We start from the raw sequence: 18,105 nt of genomic DNA on the forward strand, positions 1-18,105 counted from the left end.
CCCGCATGCCGCCCCTGCCCATCGTCCGCGCAGAGACGTACTACCTGCCGCCGACACCACCCCGCGGCCAGGACCCCGTCGACTGGTCCGGATACGGCGGCGCCGAACTCGTCTACCTGTGGTGGGAAGTCCGCGGCCGCCGCATCCCCATCCCCACCACCTTCGAGCCCGACGCGCCGCCGGTGTACGCGCGGATAGACGACAACCGGTGGCTGGCCGAGTGCGACGCCTGCCGCTCCGCGTGCGTCGTCTCCGTCCTCGACCCGCGGTTCGGATGCGCACAGTGCCGGCGCGCCTGGGTGGAACTGATCGTGCCCGACGACGTCGAGGCCATCGAGGCGGAGGTGCTGCCGCTGGCGCGCCGGTTCTGGTGGCACCCCGACGATCCCCGCAACCCCAACCGGCCCGAGCCCGAGCCTGAGCCGCCGACGGAACCCGAGGAGCCGACCCCGTGACCTTCGCCCCGCGCACCTGGGGTGCTGGCGAAATCGTCAGCGCCGCCCAGCTCAACCAGGAGATCCGCGACCAGCTCAACTCGATGTTCGACGCCTGGACCTCCTGGACCCCGACGTGGACCGCGGTCACCACCAACCCCTCCCTCGGAAACGGCACGCTGAACGGCCGCTACATGAAGTGGGGCCGCACCTGCATGATCAGCCTGGAACTCACCTGCGGCTCCACCACCACCTACGGCGCCGGCGCCTGGTCCTTCAGCCTGCCGTTCGGCTCGGCCACCGGCGTCGGCCACAAGGTGGGACTGGCCCATGCGGTAGGCAGCATCCGCGTCGCCGGCCACACCCTGATCGCCCCGAACGCGCCGAACTTCCAGTGCTTCTTTCCCGCGTCCGGCTCCGTTTCCAACCTGAACAACGCGGGCGCCGCCAACCCGTTTACCTGGGCCGCGACCAACCTGCTGCGCGTCACGCTCACCTACGAGACCGCCACCTGACCCCCACCACCCCGAGCCCCGAGCCGATGGCCGGGGCTTTCGTCATGTCTGGAGATGCACATGGCCTACGGCCTCGACCTCGAGAACCGGTTCACCTACCACCCGCCCGTCGGCAACCAGCCCGAGCGGTACGAGCAGATCCGCGCCGGCGCCCTCACGTTCGCCGAGCTGCTCGCCGAACTCTGCCCGTCCTCACCCGAGCTGACCCGCGCGATCAACGCCGTCGACGAGGCCGTGATGCTCGCCAACGCGTCGATCGCCCGGCACGACCGGACGGAGCAGCGCTGATGGCTTCACCGATGGCCGCAGCATCCTTCGCGGCGATACTCCGAGCGGAGGGCCTGGCCGTGGTGGAGACGCCCGGCTGGGCCACCCACACCCGCACCTCGTCGTCCCGCCTCTGGGGTCCGGTCAACGGCGTGATGATCCACCACACCGTCACCTCCGGCACCGACCGGTCCGTCGCCATCTGCCGCGACGGGTACGCCGGCCTGCCGGGGCCGCTGTGCCACGGCGTCATCGACAAGACCGGCGTCGTCCACCTCGTCGGCTACGGCAGAACGAACCACGCCGGGGGCGGCGACCCGAAGGTTCTGGCGCGGGTGATCGCGGAGGACTACGGCGACCGCCCGCCCACGCCGGCCCGGGGCAACTCCGGGGGCCAGGACGGCAACGCCCGGTTCTACGGCTTCGAGTGCGTCAACCTCGGCGACGGGAAAGACCCGTGGCCCGCCGCCCAGCTCGACGCGATCGAGAAGGCCTCGGCCGCGATCTGCCGTGTCCACGGCTGGAGCGCGCGCAGCGTCATCGGTCACCTGGAATGGTCGAGGGACAAGATCGACCCCAAGGGGTTCGGCATGGACTCGATGCGCGGGCGGATCGCTACCCGGCTCGGCACGCCCCCTGCGCCGAAACCGCCGGCACCCAAGCCGTCGTCGTCGTACGAGCCGTTCCCCGGCGCCGGCTTCTTCACGGCCGGCCGCCGCAGCGCCATCGTCACCGCGATGGGTCGGCGGCTGGTGGCGGAGGGCTGCGGCCGGTACAAGGTCGGGCCCGGGCCCGAGTGGTCGGACACCGACCGCGCCTCGTACGCAGCGTGGCAGCGCAAGTGCGGTTACACCGGAGCGGCCGCCGACGGCGTCCCCGGCAAGACGAGCTGGGACCGCCTCAAGGTCCCGCGCACCTGACTCTCACCGGGTCTGAGATTCGGAATCATTTTATTGCGCCGGATCTCAGACCATCCATCTGACCTGCACTGATGAAGGGAATCAACGTGTCTGCTGCTGTGGAGAAGAAGGTCAGCGTCGCGTCCGCCGCTGCGTATGTCGGATCGACCGGGCTCCTCGCGGGCCTGACGGCCGTCCAGGACAACGCGCGCCTGGTCGAGTGGATGCCGAGCGCGCTGGCGCCGTTCGTCCTCGCGCTGATCCCCACGACGATCACGTTCGTCGGGGGGTGGGTGGCGAAGCACACCCCGCGGGCCGGGCTCCGGTGATGCGGGCCGCGCCGGCCCGAGTGTGGGCGCGGCTGGGCTGGCGCGGCCTGGCCCTGCTCATCTCCGGCGTCTCCTGGATCTCGTACGGCGCCAGCATCGCGGTACAGCCTCGGTACGGGACGACGAGGGGGATCGCGGTTCTGCTGGACCTGATGCCGATGCACGCCTGGGGCTGGGGGTGGATCGCGTGCGGGCTGCTGTGCCTGGTGTGCTGCTGTCTCCCGGCTGGCCGGGACACGGTTGGGGTGCTGGCGGCGATGGCGCCGCCGCTGCTGTGGTCGGTGGCGTATGCGATGGGCGGGGCGCTGGGTGCGTCGCCGACTGCGTGGGGGGCGGTGGCTCCGTGGGGGTCGCACGCGGTGCTGATCGCGATCATTGCGCGGGTGACGCGGCCGAAGGTGTTGATTCCGGTGGTGAAGCATGGATGAGCCGTCGACCTGGTACGGGGTGATCGCGCTGCTGATCACCACCGTGGGCGGGATCATGACCGCGCGCGGGGGGCGGATCCGCCGGCAGGAGGTGCCCGTGGCCGAGCCCGAACCGGCCGAGCTGGTGGGTGCGGACCTGACGACGCTGGCCGGGATCGCCACGGTGGTGTCGCGGCAGTCCCTGAAGCTGACCGCGCAGGAGCAGCGGATTCACCAGCTCGAGGCGGAGCAGGCGGCAACGCGGGATCAGATCGCGGCGCTGGTCCGGTACAACCGGCTTCTGCAGGGGACCATCCGGCGGGCCGGCGGGGTGGTGCCCGAGCCTGATCCGTCCGACCGTCCACTCATCGACCAGTGACAGCGCCCCTCCGCCCACCCCCAGAACGGGGGCGGGCGGAGGGGCGCTTTCGTCATGCCCGCGATCAGGTCAGCCGGTGGGATTCTGCTCGTGGGTGTAGATGGCGGCCTCGTCGGACTGGTCGTGGGTGTCGTTCCAGACCAGCACGCGGGCGCGGTGTTCGCGGGGACCGCGGCCGGCAGCGCGGAGAATGTGCTCTGCGAAGTCTGTGACGGTGCGTTCGGCAGGCACGAGGTCGCCCCCTGTCTCCCATCGCTGCCATCCGGGACCGGCCTCGCTGTCATACAGGTCGAGGCGCCATGAGTACTGGACGTGCTCGCGGATGAGGCGCCGTACGTAGGAGTCGGTCATGCCGAGCTCGCGGGCGATCTCCGCTGTGGTGTCCTGGTTTTCCTTGGCGCGGAGGATGATGCGAGGGAGCGCTGTCTTGATGGCGGTGGCGGCGCGGAGGATGACGCCAGCCTCGTCGATGGTGAGCCGGTCGGCGATCTCCGCGGCGAGCTGGTCGCGTTGTTCGGGGGTGACGGCGTGGGCGTAGTCCCGCGCCAGGCCGAGGAGCCCCGAGTTGTCGAGCAGGTCATCGGAGTGAGGCCGGCGCATTGCCGCAGCCTCCTTGCGCTCGAACGCCATCATGGTGGCGACTAGTTCGGCGGTCAGTCGTCCGAGCGGGGTGCCGTCGTCCCGCCTGGCGAGCAGTCGCTCGATGTCGGCGACCTGCTCAGCCGGGGCGGGAGAGGCTGAGGTGCTGGGGCGTCGTCGGGACGTGCTCGGCGGGGTGTCGTCGGTCATGGTGCCCTCAGATCGGGTGGTGGAAGGGCAGGCGCAACAACACCCCCCTAGCGGTACCGAATACCGTAGGACACCGGTACCTAGTACCGCAAGGAAGGTTACGCGGCCCGCTCGACCTCCGCGCGAGCGGCTGCTTCCCACTCCGCGAGGAGTTGCTCGTACCGGGCCCGCTCCTCCCTCGTCAGCGCACCACCGGCCGCCGCCCACAGCGCGCGTATGTCCGCGTTCACCACAGCGGCAGGACGCAGCGCGGGCCCGTGGGCCCGGGGAGAGAAGGACATGCACTCAGAATATGGACTACACCACTGGGCGGCGCCGCCCTTGCGATGCGGAGAGCCTCACAAGCTATGCAGGGCCGCAGTCGCCCCTCGGCTTCGGTCTGTGACACGCTGTCCGATCATAGATAGGAGGTAGCCAGTGAGTGAATGGACGGTACATGGTTCCCGCACCATCTACACCAGCCCGTGGGTCGAGCTGGACCTGGTCGACGTAGAGCCTCCCGGACACGCAAGGTACGAGCATCACTTGATCAAGCTCGCCCCGGTGGCCGCGACCGTCCTACTGGACGACTCGGAGCGCGTTCTGCTGATGTGGCGGCACCGCTTCGCCACGAAGACCTGGAACTGGGAGATCCCCAGCGGCATTGTCGAGCCGGGCGAGGACCTGGCCGTCGCAGCCGCGCGCGAGGCACTGGAGGAGACGGGTTATCAGGTCGAGGCGAGCGCGCTGGAACCGCTCGCGTACAACCAGCCCATTGGCGGAATGTCCACGGCCGAGCACCATGTCTTCCTGGGTCGAGATGCGGTGCGCGTGGCCGACCCCGTCGATACCCACGAGGCAGACCGCATCGAATGGCGCCCCCTGGACCAGGTGCAGCAGATGATCGATGACCGGCAGATCGTCGCCGGCGTCGCCGTCACCGGGCTGCTCCAGTTGATCGCCCGCCGCTAGCCCGCGGTCAGCTCCGGCCGGCCACTGTCCTCCACCAGCTCGCGCAGGTCCCGCACCGGAGCCGTAGCCGCCGCACGCGCGGGCACGGCCGCCAGGAGGTCCCGAGCACGGGAGATGACGATGCCCGTCCGATGCTCGGGAGGCAGACCGAGCAGGAGCATCTCCGTCTCGCGGCACGCCACCGCGGTCTCGCCCACCCCCAGCAGACACGTCGCCTCGTCCATCGCGATCAGCGCGCGGTCCAGGTGCTCGCCGGGGCCATAGAGGTCCCGGGCCGCCTGAAGCGCAGCCTGGGCCCTGCGGGTGTCGCCCAGCGTCGTCCACATGCTGCCGCTGTGCCAGGTGAGCTGTCGCTCGGTGTAGCCGTAGGCCGTATCCCCCGTGTCGGCCGACGTGAGCCTGGCGAAGGCGCGCTCGGCCATGGCCATTGCGTCCTGAGCCTCGCGGTGCCGGCCCATGCGGGCAAGAGCCCTCGCCTCCAGGCTCGGAGCCCACGCCGCGGTCGCGCAGACCGCCGATCCGGCGAGGACCCGAGCCCGCTCGGCCAAGGCCAGGGCGGCCGCGGGCGCCCCGAAGTAGAACGGGATCACCGCCTCGCGGGCGAGCAGCCAGGCGCGCAGTGCCCGGTCGCCCGTCTCTTCGGCCAGGAGCTGGCCGAGGTGGTACCACTGCCGGGCTTCTCGGTGCTCTCCGAGGGCGACGAGCGCGATGCCCGCTGTACCGGCGAGTTGGGCGCCGATCCGGCAGAGCCGCGCGCGGACGTCCGTGGGCTGTCGCTGCTCCAGCAGCGCCCGCAGCTCCAGGAGGTCGGTGACGGCGGCGGTGAGGATCCCGGACGGCGGGGTGATCTGGTAGGCGTGCCCGTACTCGGCGGCCTGCCGTTCCCACTGGTCGATCGTGGTCTCCGCTATGGGTGTTGCGAGGATCGAGGTCATGCTCCTGCGTACGGACGCGAGGGCCGCGAGGGCGGTACTCGTCGGCGGCATCATCGTCAGCCCGGTGGGCGCCTCGGCGGGGCCGGCCGGGGCAGGCGTCTCGGTGGGCGGCGCGACGGCGGGCGCAGTCTCGCCCGGCGGGGTGTAGTCGCGGCCGTACCCGAGGCGGTCCGGCCGCGTCTCGTACAGCCTGCAGAGGGCGTCCGCGTTCGCCGGACCAGGACGGCCCTTGCCCGTTTCCCATGCCGACAGTTGTTGGACCGTCACGCGGGCCCCGAGCTGCGCCAGTCGCTCACGCACACCATCCAGAGTTTCGGGCAGAGCGAGCCGGTGGGCCTGGAGCAGCGTGCAGCCTGCCTGCTCCGCGATGCACGCCACGAGGGTCCACCGGGTCCAGCGCTCAGCCTCGGCCCTCGCGATGAGAGTGCCGGCGAGCCGCTTCGAGTCGCTACGCATCCCAGCTCCATCCGTTGCGCCCACGGTAAGGGCACCGTCGCGAGGGCGCGCCCGGCTTTCATGCACTCGGTATGACATGTCGGCGTGTTCTTCATACGCACCAGATGAGGGCCTGCCGGTTTCGTACCGAGAGTGCCAATGCGGATTCAGACGGCTGGCGGCACCTTTGAGTCGCCCAGCCCGTACCGTCTGGAGCCGACCATGACGCATGACCAGCTCGCCATCACGCCCCTCGAAGAGTGGCTGGCGAGGACGATTCGAGATCCTGAGTCCGCGTTCCGAGATTGGCGCGAGGGGCGTCCTGCCGTCCTCGCCCTTGGCAGCCTGTTCGATGCGGTGAAGCTTCCGCAGCGCTTGGTGCACGCGGCGGCCAGTATCCCCGAGCACTCCGCCGTTGCTGCCGTGCTGGGCCCTTTGGCCGGCCCCGTCATCTGGTCGCCGCCCGGCTGGTACCTGGCACTCGTCCCTGCCGGCACGGCGGACACCTGGGATTCCCCGCACGCGGCCGCACTCGGCGCAGGCAACTACCTGCCGGTGCCCCGCCTCGACCGCACCGCTCCGGAGGGCATCCACTGGACCGTGCCGCTCAACGGCGCCCGCACCCTGTGCTCCCCGCCCGCTGTCGTGCAGCTGCTGCACGCCGGCCGCGATCGCCAGGGTCTTTCCCGGTGAGCGCCATCGAGGCCACCCTCGCCGAGTCGGCCGCCCTCGCCGACACGCGGGCCAGCCTCCCAGAGCTGATCGAGGCAGCCGAGGCACTGACGGCTCACATCACGGACCTACTGCCTGCCGCCGAGGAAGAGGTCGACGGCATGTGGCGAGGTGGGCGGGAGTGGTGCGGCCGCCGGGCCCGCCTGGACATAGTGCGGCGCCACGCGGCCGCCGACATGCCGTTGTCGCCGCTGTCCGCTCAAGTGCACGTAGCCCTCCTGCGCCGCGACTGCGAGTGGCTCCTGGAGCATTACGGCGCAGGACTGACAGGGGCCGCATCATGAGGGACGGCAAGGTGTGGGTGGGTGACCAGATCCACGACAAGGCCACCGACCGAGACGGCATCGTCACCGACGTCCGCAGCGGCACCTACGTGCTGCGCCCGCTCTACGGAGGCGGGAAGGAGTGGACGGCGGAGGACGGTGGCACGTTGACGGTGGTGGTGCCGCTCGACGAAGCGCCCCCCAGGCACAGTCCCAGGCGCGCGAGGCGTCGGGGAAACTGACTCCCGTACGCCGCCCGGGGTGCTCGCCCCGGCGTGCGGGCCGGTCCGGCCGCGCCACCCCTACGGCCGGACCCCATTTACCGCCCCGGCCGGGAGTCGTCCCCCGTCGTCGCCGGCCGGGGCTCCGTCCGCACCAGGTCCTCAATAGGTACGCCGAGCGCATCGGCTATCAGCAGCAGGTCGGCGTATCGAGGGTCGCGGCGGCCGTTTTCGTACCGTTGGATGGTCCGGCGTTCGACGCCGGTGCGGGCTGCCAGGTCGTCCTGGGACATCTGGACTGCTGCGCGCCGGGTGGCGATGCGGTGGCCGAGGGCGCGGCACTGGGCGAGCACCCAGTCTGGGCGGGGGGTTCGGCGGGCTGGCACCCGGAACACGCTGGGCGGACCAAGATCATCCGTCAGTACCCAAACGGTCGCCAATCCATAACAAGATCATCGGCTGGTTCTCGTTCGCTCGACGCAAGCCCTGGGGAGGGATGCACTCTTGGTGACGCATAGGTGCAGGGCGCACACACAAAGCTCCTGCGCCCCTTTCGCGCCAGCCTTGACCTGAGGTTTACTCATGACACTCTCTCTCCTGCGCGGGGGCCTGGACGCAGAAGGGAGCAGCGCTCTGCCCTGCAGGCCCGGATCGGAGAGCACCACTCATGCGAAATCTGGAGCAGCTCGGTGACCAACTCGACGCCATCAGCGAGGCATTGAACGCCGCGGCAGAAGAGCCGGACCCTGAGCGCCGCACCCGATGGCTGTCGGTGGTGCGTCGAGCTAGGGACTCAGTCCAGCGGGAGCATCAGACCGCGGTCGCCCACAGCAGACGCCCCCGCCTGCGTCTCATCCCCGGCCAGGGTCACGAAGACGATGAGAGTGGCTTACGTACCAGGGCGACGCTCTCGCTGTCGAAGCCGCTGCCCATCCGCGCGCGCTTGACCTGTACTCGGAACAGGGCGCTTACGACCGACGCGCGTACGTCGATGTCGAGGCCCTCCCACTCTTTCCGGCTGATCCCCACGACCGTCAGAAGTACGCGGCGCTCCGCGGTCGTTGCGAGTTGATCTCGGAGCCGGGAGATGCGCCGGTCGAACGACGCAAGCGACGCGACCACCACCTCCGGGTCCAACTCGGTGTCACCGAGGTTCTCCAGGGTCTTCTTTGTTCTGGCGCGGCGCTGCTCCAGCGACGCGATCTCTGTAGCCGGGCTGGGGCCGGCGTCCGTGGTGTAGAGCTCGGTGAGGAAGTCGGCCTGGTTGAGGAGTTGGACGCACTTCGCGCCGACGAACGCGTCCAGGTGTGCCTCGTTGCGTCCCCGGCCGCAGATCTTGCAGTAGTAGATCAGCGACCTGCGTGCGCCCTTCTTGCCGACCGGCTTGTTCCACACCGTGGCCCGATGCTTCATGCACTTGCCGACGATGTCGGTGGCACACAGCTTGCACTCGGCGGTGGCCGTGGTGCAGTCGGAGCACTCGGCGATCCCTGACAGGAGATGACGGCGGTCGTGACCGTGGTAGCCGTACTTCTCTCCGCGCTCTGCGAGCAGCGCGCGGAGGTCCTCCCACAGTGCCTGGGAGATCACCTGGTCCCAGACCGCCTTGTGGTAGACGCCCTGATGCTCGACCAGGCCGGCCATCCGCGGAGCGAGTAGGGCCCTCGTAAGAGTTGTCACGCACCAGGGGTTCCCCATGGACGTGACGGACCGTTTATTCATCCACCGGACCGCTCCACGCTTGCTCATCCCGGCCTGGACCCGCGCGGCCACGTCGGCCAGCAGCTTCGTCTCCTCCGGCACCGTCTGGTCGTAGTCCAGCACCAGCACCAGGTTCTCCTCGCCGGACTCCGGGTCGACTTTCACCCGTACGCGCCCCGTGTCCACGCCCCACCCGAAGGGCCGGCGTCCGCCCGGCCGCGCGCGACCTTTGCTCGTCCGGGACTTGATGCCGCGCTTCACCCGCCGCGAGGTGTTGTCCGACTCGCGGCATGCCTGGGCGGCTTCGATCCGCAGGATGAACCGGTCGTCGGGGCTGGAGAGGTCTCGGACGCCGGACACCGAGGCGAGCGGGATCCTCCGCTGGTCCGCGATGTTGAGCAGGAGCTCGAGGTCGTACGGCTGCCGGATCAACCTATCGCCGTGGTAGACCATGATGCCGTCGTGCTGGTGCTCGGTCGTTGGGTCCAGCGAGATGAGCATGCGTTCCCAGTCGGGGCGGTGCCGATTCCGCTGCCACGCCGAGCGGGAGTTGTCCACGTACACGCAGCAGAAGTCCGGCCAGTTCAGGCGGCCGGCCATGGTTCGGCCGTCGGCCTCCTGGCGCTCCACCTTCTCCAGGGATCCATCCGGCGCATACGAAAGACGGCAGTACAGGCACGCTTTCTGAGGCGTGATCAGGTCGGACATCGAGCCCCCGGAACAGTCGAGTCGCAGCTATTAGTGAGTACTTTACGTTGAGTGGACTGAACGTCGCGATGAACAGCGCCGCCGTCGATCTCGTCGCCGCCCTGCGGCGCCCGGTGATCTCCAGTTTCCACGCCGCGTTCAGCCTGGGCGGCATGGTCGGGGCGGGGCTCGGCGGGCTGCTCGCGGGCGGTCTCTCTCCCGCCGTCCATCTGGCTCTTCTGTCGGCCGTCGGGCTGCTGGTCACCGCCACCGCGGGCCGGACCCTGCTGCGGATCCCCGCGCCGGCGGCGGAGCGTACGAAGGCTACGGACCGTACAGGCGCGGACCGTACGGATGAGGATGAGGATGCGGATGCGGACCGTACAGCTGCGGCTGGTACGGGTACGGACGGTACGGGTACGGAGAAGCGTGGCCGGGGCGGCGGCGGGCCGGACCGGCGCACCCGCCGGATGGTCGCCCTCTTCGGGCTGATCGCGCTGTGCACGGCGTACGGCGAGGGGGCGATGGCCGACTGGAGCGCGCTCCACCTCAGCCAGGACCTCGACGCCACCCCCGCGGTGGCCGCGGCCGGTTACTCGCTCTTCGCCCTCGCCATGACCGCGGGCCGGCTCTCGGGCACGGCCCTGCTGGAACGGCTCGGCCAGACCCGCTCCCTGGTGCTGGGCGGGGTGACGGCCGCCCTCGGCATGCTGCTCGGCGCCCTCGCGCCCACCGCCTGGCTCGCCCTGGCGGGGTTCGCCGTGGCCGGACTCGGCCTCGCCAACATCTTCCCCGTGGCCATCGGCCGGGCGGGCGCGCTGGCAGGGCCCTCCGGGGTCGCCGCCGCGTCCACGCTCGGGTACGGCGGGATGCTGCTCGGGCCGCCCGCGATCGGCTTCCTCGCCGACTGGTTCTCGCTGCCGCTCGCCCTCACCACGGTGGCGCTGCTCGCCGGCGCGGCGGCCCTCATCGCCCACGCGGCCCGCGGCGCCTCGGCGAACGGCCCGGCGGGGCACACCCACGAAGGATGAGTAGGAGTACTCAGGCACAGCCGTTCGAGTTCCCGCACCCTGGAAACAGACCCAAGGGCACCCCACTTCGCGGGAGGAGCCATGAACTCCAGGGAGAACACGATGGTTTCAGGACGGCTGACCGGACTCGCGCGGCTCGCCCACGGCAACCGCGCCTCGCAGGTCTACCTCGCCCTCGTCGGCGCGGCGGCCTTGTTCGTCACGGTCGACACGCTCTTCGTGCACCACGACGACGCGTCGTTCGCCGGAACGTGGCTGTTCTTCCTCGCGGCTCCGGCCGTCTTCGTCTTCCTCATCGGCGGCGGGATGATCGGGGAGGACCTCGCCGCCTCCTCCGGCTTCCTCTACCCGGCGCTGGTCCTCTCCGTGCTGATCCAGTCGATCGCCATAGGCGCCTTCGTACGGCTGCTGCTCCACCGGCCCTCCACCGGCACCGCCCACGCCCGCGAGGCGTGACGCCCCCCGGCCGGCCGAGCCAGGTGTCCGTCCGGTGCTACGGGGCCGCCGGCGGGCCCGCGGGATGCGGCGCCCGCCGAGCGGCGTGACGCTTGGGGTATCCGCGCGCGTCGCGGCGCACAGCGGCACGTCGCGGTACATCACCGTATGTCGCGGTACCGAGGCGGCGGGGGCGGTACTGCCGGAAGAAGGTCGTCATGAGCGTCCCGCAGCAGAAGGTCGCCGTCATCACCGGTGCGTCGCAGGGCATCGGCGCGGGCCTGGTCGAGGCGTACCGCGAGCTCGGCCACGCCGTCGTCGCCACCTCGCGCGGCATCGCTCCCTCCCGGGACCCGGACGTCCGCACCCTCCAGGGCGACATCGCCGACCCCGCCACGGCCGAGCGCGTCGCCGCCGCCGCGATCGAGCGGTTCGGCCGCATCGACACCCTGGTCAACAACGCCGGCGTCTACAGCGGCAAGCCGTTCACCGACTACACCCGGCAGGACTACGACCGCGTCGTCGGCGTCAACCTGACCGGGTTCTTCCGTATCACCCAGCTCGCCGTCGAGCAGATGCTCCGCCAGGGCGGCGGCGGTCACCTCGTCCAGATCACCACCAGCCTCGTGGACCACGCCAGCTCCGCGGCCCCCTCGCTGCTGGCCTCCCTGACCAAGGGCGGGCTCCAGTCCGCCACCAAGGCCCTGGCCATCGAGTACGCGGCCCGTGGCATCCGCAGCAACGCCGTCTCACTGGGCGTCATCAAGACTCCGTTGCACCCGGAGGCCGAGTACGAGGCGCTCGCCGGGCTGCACCCGCTCGGGCGGATGGGCGAGGTCGGCGACGTCGTCGGCGCGATCGTCTACCTGGAGAAGGCGCCCTTCGTGACGGGGGAGATCCTCCATGTCGACGGCGGACAGAGCGCCGGCCACTGATCCCGCCGCCGTCGGGGCGGGCTCCAGGGCGGAGGTGCCTCTGCCCCGGTCGGCGGGTGCGCGACGTTCCGCGGCACACGGGCGGCGCGGCGGAAGGGCTCCTTGCTCCGGGGTGCCGCCTCGGTCAGACTCGGGGCATGGAGACACGGAGCGGGGACCGACGGGACGCCGTCACCGTCGAGATCGCCTTCGCGGTGGTGACGGGGGCCTTCGCGGCGGCGCTGGTGTTCGGGGTGGCCGCCGGTGCGGTGCGGTTTCTGGAGCTGCCCGAGATCGGCCTGCGGATCGGCGCCGTCGCCGCGTGCCTCGCCTTCGTGGCGCGGGTCGTCCAGGTCCTGTGGCGCTTCACCCCGGAGGATCCGGGACGTACACCGGATTCTCCCGGCGGAACCGTCCCTCAGCCCAGCCAGCCCGGCCGCACCAGTCCCGACTCGTAGGCGAGTACGACCAGTTGGGCCCGGTCGCGGGCGCTGAGCTTCACCATCGTCCGGCTCACATGTGTCTTGGCCGTGAGGGGGCTGACCACCAGCCGCCGGGCGATCTCCTCGTTGGAGAGGCCGATCCCGACGAGGGCCATCACCTCCCTTTCCCGGTCGGTGAGTTCACCCAGTCGGGCCGCCTCCGTGGGCTCCTTGGAGCGGGAGGCGAACTCGGCGATCAGCCGACGGGTCACCCCCGGGGAGAGCAGCGCGTCACCGCCCACCACGGCCCTGATCGCACGCACCAGTTCCTCCGGTTCGGTGTCCTTGACCAGAAAGCCCGAGGCCCCCGAGCGGATCGCCTCGAAGACGTACTCGTCGAGCTCGAAGGTGGTGAGCATGACCACCTTCACCTGGTCGCACCGGGGGTCCTCGGTGATCCGACGGGTCGCGGCGAGGCCGTCGAGCCGGGGCATCCGGATGTCCATCAGCACGACGTCGGGGGCGAGTTCGCGCACCCGGCTCAGTGCCTCCTCGCCGTCCGCGGCCTCGCCCGCCACCTCGATGTCCGGCTGGGCGTCCAGCAGCGCGCGGAAGCCCGCCCGTACCAGCGACTGGTCGTCCGCGAGCAGCACCCGGATCATGTGGTCTCCTCGGTCGTCAGGGGAGTCGTCGGGGGAGCCGTCAGGGGAAGTGTGGCCCGCACCCGGAATCCGCCGTCCCGGCGCGGCCCGGCCTCGACGGTGCCGCCGAGCGCGGCGGCCCGCTCCTCCATCCCGACCAGCCCGTTGCCGCTGCCGCCCGCGTCCCCGCCGGTCGCCGGGCCCGGGTCGTCGATCCGCAGGTCGAGCAGCCGGGGCCCGTATCCGAGTCGTACCGCCGCCGTGCGCGCCCCGGAGTGGCGCACCACGTTGGTCAGGGCCTCCTGGACGATCCGGAAGGCGGCCAGATCGGCGCCGGGCGGCAGCGCGACCGGGGTGCCCTCCCGGTGCACCTCGACGGTGAGCCCCGCGGAGGCGGCCTGTTCGGCCAGTTCGGGCAGCCGGTCCAGGCCGGGCGCGGGCGTACGGGGCGCGTCGCCGGGCGTTCTGAGGGTGTCGAGCACCTGCCGCACCTCGCCGAGCGCCTCCTTGCTGGCCGCCTTGACGGTGATGAGCGCCGACCGCGCCTGTTCCGGGTCGGTGTCGAGCAGCGCCAGGCCCATGCCCGCCTGGACGTGGATGACGGAGAGGGAGTGGGCGAGTACGTCGTGCAGCTCGCGGGCGATCCGCAGCCGCTCCTCGTTCTTTCTGCGCTGCTCGGCGGCGGCGCGCTCCGCGCCCTGTCTCGCCCACTGTTCCCGGCGTACGCGGGCGAGTTCGGCAGCGGCGCAGAGGGCGACCACGAAGGCGGCGATGACCAGCTCCTGGCCCCAGGGCGCCGCTCGGTCGCCGGGCGGCGGCAGCAGGCGGTAGAGCCAGTGCGCGATCAGTACATGGCCCACCCAGAGCGAGCCGAGCGCCCACCAGGCCGCCCGCCGGTGTCCCGCCGCGATCGCGGCGAAACCGGCGACCGCGACGACGAGGAAGACCGGACCGTACGGATAGCCCCCGGCGAAGTAGGCCAGCACGGTCGCCGAGACGCCGAGGACGCAGAGGACGGGGTGGCGGGTACGGAGCAGCAGCAGAGCGGCGCTCACGAGCAGCAGTGCCCGTCCGAGGGCGTCGAGCGCGGCCCGGTCGGGCTGCTGCCGCGCCGCGTACGCGGTGCCCACCAGGACGAACACGGCCAGCAGCACGGTCGAGACCCACGGCAGCCGCCCGCTCGCCGGCTCGCCGCCAGGGAAGCGGGGCGACCGGTGCGGCGGCCCGCCCCATCCGCGCGGGCGCCCGTCCGCCCGGGGTGGACACCGCCTCCGGAGGTGGTGTCCACCCCGGCGCGGGGGTCCGCCACCGCCCCAGGGCCAGGCGGGGCGCATGTGCTGCTCTTCCATACCGGTCACGCTAGACCGGCGGGCGCGCCCCGGGCGTCAGCCGGGCGTCGCGGTCACCCGTACTCCCCGGGGAGTACGCGGCGGCCCAGGGCCTCTCGTTCGGATCTCGGATCTCGCCGGGCTCGCGTGCCCGTGGTGACATCAGCCGCTGCCGCGGGTGGGCCGCGCCTCGCGGCGTTGTCTTCACTCGACGACGCGAGCCACCGTGTACCGGAGCCCGCGTACCGGAGCCCGCGTACCGACGACCGCCTACCGGCGACCGCGTCCTGGACGGCGCCCCGCGGGCCGGACATGGGGCCGGGCCGCTCCCGCCCTCACGTCACGCGCGGGCGCCCGTCACCGGCGCGGACGAGAGGCCGTCACGGGACACTAACCGCAGGCCGCCCACGGGCGCCCGTCACCGGCGCCGGCAGGACACCGTCACAGGACGCAGACCGCACATCACGCGCGGGTGCCCGTCACTCCCGCGTGCCGGCCTCCGGCACACCCTTCGGGTCACTCCGGTCCGGCGACGCGCTCTCCTCCCCCGCGGCCGTCACCGGGCGGCCGTCCGCCGGCCGGCGGTCCAGTACGTCCAGCGCGCGCCGGGCCAGCGGCCGCGTCCGTACGAGACCCGCCAGGGTCGTCGAACCGCGGGTGATGTCCGCGAACGCGTTCCACGCCGGGCGCAGGCCCGTGATCGCCGCGTGCAGCACCCCCGGCCGGCGCTCGAAGATCGCGAGCATCCGCCGCCCGACCCCCATCTCCACACCGAGGCCCGCCTTGATGGCGAAGGCGTAGTTCAGCGCCTGGCGGCGGGCGTCCACGGCGTCGTGCGCCTCGGAGATCCGTACCGCCCACTCCCCCGCGAGCCGTCCGGAGCGCAGGGCGAAGGAGATGCCCTCCCTCGTCCACGGCTCCAGCAGCCCCGCCGCGTCGCCGCAGACCAGCACCCGGCCCCGGGAGAGCGGGGAGTCCTCGCTGCGGCAGCGGGTGAGATGGCCGGAGGAGACCGACGGCTCGAACCCGGCGAGCCCGAGCCGGGCGATGAAGTCCTCCAGATAGCGCTTGGTCGCCGACCCCTCGCCGCGCGCCGAGATCACCCCGACGGTGAGGGTGTCGCCCTTGGGGAAGACCCAGCCGTAACTTCCGGGCAGCGGGCCCCAGTCGATGAGCACCCGCCCCGCCCAGTCCTCCGCGACGGTCGGCGGCACCGGGATCTCCGCCTCCAGGCCCAGGTCCACCTGGTCCATCTTCACGCCGACGTGGGCGCCTATCCGGCTGGCACTGCCGTCGGCGCCGACCACGGACCGCGCCAGTACCGTCTCGCCGTCCCCGAGGACGACCGCGACCGTACGGCGGTCGGGCACGGCCGGGCCGTGCTGCTCGACGCGGGAGACCGCCGTGCCCGTACGCAGGACCGCCCCCGCCTTCTGCGCGTGCTCGACCAGACTCGCGTCGAACTCCGGGCGGTTGATCAGCCCGAAGAGCATGCGCTTGGAGCGCCGGGTGCGGGTCAGCTTCCCGTTCAGGGAGAACGTCACCGCGTGCACGCGGTCCTTGAAGGGCAACTCGAAGCCCGGCGGCAGCGAGTCGCGCGAGGGCCCGATGATCCCGCCCCCGCAGGTCTTGTAGCGCGGCAACTCGGCCTTCTCCAGCAGCAGCACCCGGCGGCCCGCGACCGCCGCCGCGTACGCCGCGGAGGCTCCCGCAGGTCCTGCGCCGACCACGACGACATCCCACACCGGCTCGTCGTGCACACTTCCGGCGTCTGCGTTCTCGCTGCTCACGATGTGCTTCTGCTCCTGATCCGACCGGTGGCCCCTGCTGTCGAACGGCATCCTACGGCGCTGCGCGCCCGAGCCGTTGTGGGAGTATCGACAAGGCTCCGCCGACGGCGCCGGACCATCGGCACACCATCGCCATCGCCCCGGCGTAACACCCGCCGTACACCCGACTGTGACAACGATGTACCCACCAGGAGCGTGCCCATGACCGCGAATCCGTTTTCCGGGACCGTGGCGTCCCTCATGCCCCGCGCCCGTACGGAGCTCGCGGAGCTGGTGGCCTTCCGCTCGGTGGCGGACCCCGCGGTCGCCCCGAGGAGCGAGTGCGAGGGCGCCGCGCGGTGGGTGGCCGACGCGCTGCGCGCCGAGGGGTTCCAGGATGTCGCGGTCCTCGACACCCCCGACGGGACCCAGTCCGTGTACGGCCTGCTGCCCGGCCCCGAGGACGCTCCGACGGTGCTGCTCTACGCGCACTACGACGTCCAGCCGATCGGCGACGAGGACGCCTGGCTGACCCCGCCGTTCGAGCTGACCGAGCGCGACGGACGCTGGTACGGGCGCGGCGCGGCCGACTGCAAGGGCGGCGTCCTGATGCATCTGCTCGCCCTGCGCGCGCTCAAGGCGAACGGCGGCGTACCGGTGAACGTCAAGGTGATCGTGGAGGGTTCGGAGGAGCAGGGCACCGGCGGTCTGGAGCGGTACGCCGAGGAGCACCCCGAACTGCTGGCCGCCGACGCCGTCGTCATCGGCGACGCCGGGAACTTCCGGGTCGGCCTGCCCACGGTCACGGCCACGCTGCGCGGCATGACACTGCTGCGGGTGCGGGTCGACACGCTCGAAGGCAACCTGCACTCGGGGCAGTTCGGCGGTGCGGCGCCCGACGCGCTCGCCGCCCTCATCAGGGTGCTGGACTCGCTGCGCGCCGAGGACGGCTCCACCACGGTGGACGGGCTGGCCGCCGACGCGGTCTGGAAGGGGCTGGAGTACCCGGAGGCCGACTTCCGTAAGGACACGAAGGTGCTCGACGGGGTCGGGCTGATCGGGCACGGCTCGGTCGCCGACCGGATCTGGGCGCGCCCCGCCGTGACCGTCCTCGGCATCGACTGCCCGCCCGTCGTCGGCGCCACGCCGTCCGTCCAGGCGCACGCGCGGGCCACGGTCAGCCTGCGCGTACCGCCGGGTCAGGACGCCGTGGAGGCCACCGAGCTGCTGACGGCTCACCTGGAGGCCCACACACCCTGGGGCGCGCGGGTCGCGGTGGAACAGGTGGGCCAGGGGCAGGCGTTCCGCGCGGACACCTCCAGCCCCGCGTACACGGCGATGGCCGACGCCCTGCGGGTCGCGTACCCGGGCCAGGAGATGCAGACGGCGGGCCAGGGCGGGTCCATCCCGCTCTGCAACACCCTGGCCGGGCTCTACCCGGAGGCGGAGATCCTGCTGATCGGGCTGAGCGAGCCGGAGGCGCAGATCCACGCGGTGAACGAGAGCGTCTCCCCGGAGGAGCTGGAGCGTCTCTCCGTGGCCGAGGCGCACTTCCTGGTCAACTACGCCGCCTCCCGGCGCGCCTGAGGCATCCCCCGGGACACACCGGGGGCGGGAAGCG

24 protein-coding genes are annotated in these 18,105 nt (G+C 71.7%); 16 read left to right on the top strand and 8 right to left on the bottom strand.

The annotated features are described in order from the left end of the window. Positions 1-5: 5 nt before the first annotated feature. The 7 genes from ACFXKG_RS18570 (at position 6) to ACFXKG_RS18600 (ending at position 3,230) form a co-directional block, all read left to right on the top strand. The gene (locus ACFXKG_RS18570; protein ID WP_384839673.1) at positions 6-455 is read left to right on the top strand and encodes a hypothetical protein; all 450 of its coding nucleotides are present in this window, start codon (positions 6-8) and stop codon (positions 453-455) included. Next, positions 452-949 carry a hypothetical protein gene (locus ACFXKG_RS18575; RefSeq protein ID WP_384839676.1) on the top strand — a complete coding sequence of 166 codons (498 nt, stop codon included), beginning with the start codon at positions 452-454 and terminating at the stop codon, positions 947-949. The genes ACFXKG_RS18570 and ACFXKG_RS18575 overlap by 4 nt, the downstream gene beginning before the upstream one ends. A gap of 60 nt (positions 950-1,009) precedes the next feature. Continuing rightward, on the top strand, positions 1,010-1,237 hold the full coding sequence (locus tag ACFXKG_RS18580; protein ID WP_384839679.1) for a hypothetical protein: 228 nt from the start codon (positions 1,010-1,012) through the stop codon (positions 1,235-1,237). After that, complete coding sequence (locus ACFXKG_RS18585; protein ID WP_384839682.1) at positions 1,237-2,136, top strand: peptidoglycan-binding protein; 900 nt, start codon at positions 1,237-1,239, stop codon at positions 2,134-2,136. The genes ACFXKG_RS18580 and ACFXKG_RS18585 overlap by 1 nt, the downstream gene beginning before the upstream one ends. An 86-nt stretch (positions 2,137-2,222) precedes the next feature. Then, the gene (locus ACFXKG_RS18590) at positions 2,223-2,444 is read left to right on the top strand and encodes a holin (protein ID WP_384839685.1); all 222 of its coding nucleotides are present in this window, start codon (positions 2,223-2,225) and stop codon (positions 2,442-2,444) included. Continuing rightward, entirely contained in the window at positions 2,405-2,872 is a 468-nt protein-coding gene (locus ACFXKG_RS18595) for a hypothetical protein (RefSeq protein ID WP_384839688.1), read from the top strand. The genes ACFXKG_RS18590 and ACFXKG_RS18595 overlap by 40 nt, the downstream gene beginning before the upstream one ends. Next, the gene (locus tag ACFXKG_RS18600) at positions 2,865-3,230 is read left to right on the top strand and encodes a hypothetical protein (protein ID WP_384839691.1); all 366 of its coding nucleotides are present in this window, start codon (positions 2,865-2,867) and stop codon (positions 3,228-3,230) included. Before ACFXKG_RS18595 ends, ACFXKG_RS18600 begins: the two co-directional genes overlap by 8 nt. A gap of 69 nt (positions 3,231-3,299) precedes the next feature. On the opposite strand, the gene ACFXKG_RS18605 is transcribed toward ACFXKG_RS18600, so the two are convergent. Beyond that, positions 3,300-4,019 carry a hypothetical protein gene (locus ACFXKG_RS18605; RefSeq protein ID WP_384839694.1) on the bottom strand — a complete coding sequence of 240 codons (720 nt, stop codon included), beginning with the start codon at positions 4,017-4,019 and terminating at the stop codon, positions 3,300-3,302. A 98-nt stretch (positions 4,020-4,117) separates the two neighbouring features. Beyond that, positions 4,118-4,300, bottom strand: a complete 183-nt coding sequence (locus ACFXKG_RS18610) for a hypothetical protein (RefSeq protein ID WP_384839697.1) — start codon at positions 4,298-4,300, stop codon at positions 4,118-4,120. 136 nt (positions 4,301-4,436) lie between these two features. On the opposite strand from ACFXKG_RS18610, the gene ACFXKG_RS18615 reads away from it, so the two are divergent. Continuing rightward, positions 4,437-4,970 (top strand): NUDIX hydrolase, encoded by a 534-nt coding sequence (locus ACFXKG_RS18615; RefSeq protein ID WP_384839700.1) that lies wholly within the window; start codon positions 4,437-4,439, stop codon positions 4,968-4,970. On the opposite strand, the gene ACFXKG_RS18620 is transcribed toward ACFXKG_RS18615, so the two are convergent. Beyond that, positions 4,967-6,361, bottom strand: a complete 1,395-nt coding sequence (locus ACFXKG_RS18620) for a hypothetical protein (RefSeq protein ID WP_384839703.1) — start codon at positions 6,359-6,361, stop codon at positions 4,967-4,969. The two genes, ACFXKG_RS18615 and ACFXKG_RS18620, sit on opposite strands and share 4 nt — an antisense overlap. 201 nt (positions 6,362-6,562) lie before the next feature. Between ACFXKG_RS18620 and ACFXKG_RS18625 the strand changes: the two genes are divergently transcribed. The 3 genes from ACFXKG_RS18625 to ACFXKG_RS18635 are packed head-to-tail and all read left to right on the top strand — an operon-like array spanning position 6,563 to position 7,577. Continuing rightward, positions 6,563-7,033 carry a hypothetical protein gene (locus ACFXKG_RS18625; RefSeq protein ID WP_384839706.1) on the top strand — a complete coding sequence of 157 codons (471 nt, stop codon included), beginning with the start codon at positions 6,563-6,565 and terminating at the stop codon, positions 7,031-7,033. Next, positions 7,030-7,356, top strand: coding sequence for a DUF6415 family natural product biosynthesis protein (locus tag ACFXKG_RS18630; protein WP_384839709.1), 327 nt, complete (start codon positions 7,030-7,032; stop codon positions 7,354-7,356). The genes ACFXKG_RS18625 and ACFXKG_RS18630 overlap by 4 nt, the downstream gene beginning before the upstream one ends. Then, positions 7,353-7,577, top strand: coding sequence for a hypothetical protein (locus tag ACFXKG_RS18635; RefSeq protein WP_384839712.1), 225 nt, complete (start codon positions 7,353-7,355; stop codon positions 7,575-7,577). The genes ACFXKG_RS18630 and ACFXKG_RS18635 overlap by 4 nt, the downstream gene beginning before the upstream one ends. Before the next feature lie 77 nt (positions 7,578-7,654). Here ACFXKG_RS18635 and ACFXKG_RS18640 read toward each other — a convergent pair whose 3' ends face one another. Together ACFXKG_RS18640 and ACFXKG_RS18645 are read right to left on the bottom strand one after the other, a co-directional pair. Further along, positions 7,655-7,942, bottom strand: a complete 288-nt coding sequence (locus tag ACFXKG_RS18640) for a helix-turn-helix transcriptional regulator (protein WP_384839715.1) — start codon at positions 7,940-7,942, stop codon at positions 7,655-7,657. Positions 7,943-8,423: 481 nt separating this feature from the next. Further along, the gene (locus tag ACFXKG_RS18645) at positions 8,424-9,965 is read right to left on the bottom strand and encodes a recombinase family protein (RefSeq protein WP_384839718.1); all 1,542 of its coding nucleotides are present in this window, start codon (positions 9,963-9,965) and stop codon (positions 8,424-8,426) included. Positions 9,966-10,033: 68 nt separating this feature from the next. Between ACFXKG_RS18645 and ACFXKG_RS18650 the strand changes: the two genes are divergently transcribed. The 4 genes from ACFXKG_RS18650 (at position 10,034) to ACFXKG_RS18665 (ending at position 12,782) form a co-directional block, all read left to right on the top strand. Then, positions 10,034-10,975, top strand: coding sequence for an MFS transporter (locus tag ACFXKG_RS18650; protein WP_384839869.1), 942 nt, complete (start codon positions 10,034-10,036; stop codon positions 10,973-10,975). Between the two features lie 81 nt (positions 10,976-11,056). Further along, positions 11,057-11,431 (top strand): SCO4225 family membrane protein, encoded by a 375-nt coding sequence (locus ACFXKG_RS18655; protein ID WP_384839721.1) that lies wholly within the window; start codon positions 11,057-11,059, stop codon positions 11,429-11,431. Between the two features lie 197 nt (positions 11,432-11,628). Beyond that, positions 11,629-12,345: an SDR family NAD(P)-dependent oxidoreductase gene (locus ACFXKG_RS18660; RefSeq protein WP_384839724.1), complete on the top strand. Its 717-nt coding sequence runs from the start codon at positions 11,629-11,631 to the stop codon at positions 12,343-12,345. 137 nt (positions 12,346-12,482) lie between these two features. Then, positions 12,483-12,782 (top strand): DUF6332 family protein, encoded by a 300-nt coding sequence (locus ACFXKG_RS18665; protein ID WP_384839727.1) that lies wholly within the window; start codon positions 12,483-12,485, stop codon positions 12,780-12,782. Here ACFXKG_RS18665 and ACFXKG_RS18670 read toward each other — a convergent pair. The 3 genes from ACFXKG_RS18670 to ACFXKG_RS18680 all read right to left on the bottom strand — a co-directional run bounded on the left by ACFXKG_RS18670 (position 12,743) and on the right by ACFXKG_RS18680 (position 16,505). After that, a complete protein-coding gene (locus tag ACFXKG_RS18670) occupies positions 12,743-13,408 on the bottom strand; it encodes a response regulator (RefSeq protein WP_384839730.1) in 666 nt (221 codons plus the stop codon). The genes ACFXKG_RS18665 and ACFXKG_RS18670 overlap by 40 nt on opposite strands. Next, positions 13,405-14,736: a sensor histidine kinase gene (locus tag ACFXKG_RS18675; RefSeq protein ID WP_384839733.1), complete on the bottom strand. Its 1,332-nt coding sequence runs from the start codon at positions 14,734-14,736 to the stop codon at positions 13,405-13,407. Before ACFXKG_RS18675 ends, ACFXKG_RS18670 begins: the two co-directional genes overlap by 4 nt. A gap of 458 nt (positions 14,737-15,194) precedes the next feature. After that, positions 15,195-16,505, bottom strand: coding sequence for a geranylgeranyl reductase family protein (locus ACFXKG_RS18680; protein WP_384839736.1), 1,311 nt, complete (start codon positions 16,503-16,505; stop codon positions 15,195-15,197). A gap of 201 nt (positions 16,506-16,706) precedes the next feature. On the opposite strand from ACFXKG_RS18680, the gene ACFXKG_RS18685 reads away from it, so the two are divergent. After that, positions 16,707-18,071: a dipeptidase gene (locus ACFXKG_RS18685; protein ID WP_384839739.1), complete on the top strand. Its 1,365-nt coding sequence runs from the start codon at positions 16,707-16,709 to the stop codon at positions 18,069-18,071. Positions 18,072-18,105: the final 34 nt, after the last annotated feature.

Source organism: Streptomyces sp. NPDC059255 (genome assembly GCF_042752355.1).
Classification (GTDB): domain Bacteria; phylum Actinomycetota; class Actinomycetes; order Streptomycetales; family Streptomycetaceae; genus Streptomyces.

Bases quoted from the DNA above. Each gene is read 5' to 3' on its own strand.
- ACFXKG_RS18570 (WP_384839673.1), top strand. From the start codon at position 6: ATGCCGCCCCTGCCCATCGTCCGCGCAGAGACGTACTACCTGCCGCCG.
- ACFXKG_RS18580 (WP_384839679.1), top strand. From the start codon at position 1,010: ATGGCCTACGGCCTCGACCTCGAGAACCGGTTCACCTACCACCCGCCC.
- ACFXKG_RS18585 (WP_384839682.1), top strand. From the start codon at position 1,237: ATGGCTTCACCGATGGCCGCAGCATCCTTCGCGGCGATACTCCGAGCG.
- ACFXKG_RS18600 (WP_384839691.1), top strand. From the start codon at position 2,865: ATGGATGAGCCGTCGACCTGGTACGGGGTGATCGCGCTGCTGATCACC.
- ACFXKG_RS18605 (WP_384839694.1), bottom strand. From the start codon at position 4,019: ATGACCGACGACACCCCGCCGAGCACGTCCCGACGACGCCCCAGCACC.
- ACFXKG_RS18610 (WP_384839697.1), bottom strand. From the start codon at position 4,300: ATGTCCTTCTCTCCCCGGGCCCACGGGCCCGCGCTGCGTCCTGCCGCT.
- ACFXKG_RS18620 (WP_384839703.1), bottom strand. From the start codon at position 6,361: ATGCGTAGCGACTCGAAGCGGCTCGCCGGCACTCTCATCGCGAGGGCC.
- ACFXKG_RS18625 (WP_384839706.1), top strand. From the start codon at position 6,563: ATGACGCATGACCAGCTCGCCATCACGCCCCTCGAAGAGTGGCTGGCG.
- ACFXKG_RS18635 (WP_384839712.1), top strand. From the start codon at position 7,353: ATGAGGGACGGCAAGGTGTGGGTGGGTGACCAGATCCACGACAAGGCC.
- ACFXKG_RS18645 (WP_384839718.1), bottom strand. From the start codon at position 9,965: ATGTCCGACCTGATCACGCCTCAGAAAGCGTGCCTGTACTGCCGTCTT.
- ACFXKG_RS18650 (WP_384839869.1), top strand. From the start codon at position 10,034: ATGAACAGCGCCGCCGTCGATCTCGTCGCCGCCCTGCGGCGCCCGGTG.
- ACFXKG_RS18655 (WP_384839721.1), top strand. From the start codon at position 11,057: ATGAACTCCAGGGAGAACACGATGGTTTCAGGACGGCTGACCGGACTC.
- ACFXKG_RS18660 (WP_384839724.1), top strand. From the start codon at position 11,629: ATGAGCGTCCCGCAGCAGAAGGTCGCCGTCATCACCGGTGCGTCGCAG.
- ACFXKG_RS18665 (WP_384839727.1), top strand. From the start codon at position 12,483: ATGGAGACACGGAGCGGGGACCGACGGGACGCCGTCACCGTCGAGATC.
- ACFXKG_RS18670 (WP_384839730.1), bottom strand. From the start codon at position 13,408: ATGATCCGGGTGCTGCTCGCGGACGACCAGTCGCTGGTACGGGCGGGC.
- ACFXKG_RS18675 (WP_384839733.1), bottom strand. From the start codon at position 14,736: ATGGAAGAGCAGCACATGCGCCCCGCCTGGCCCTGGGGCGGTGGCGGA.
- ACFXKG_RS18685 (WP_384839739.1), top strand. From the start codon at position 16,707: ATGACCGCGAATCCGTTTTCCGGGACCGTGGCGTCCCTCATGCCCCGC.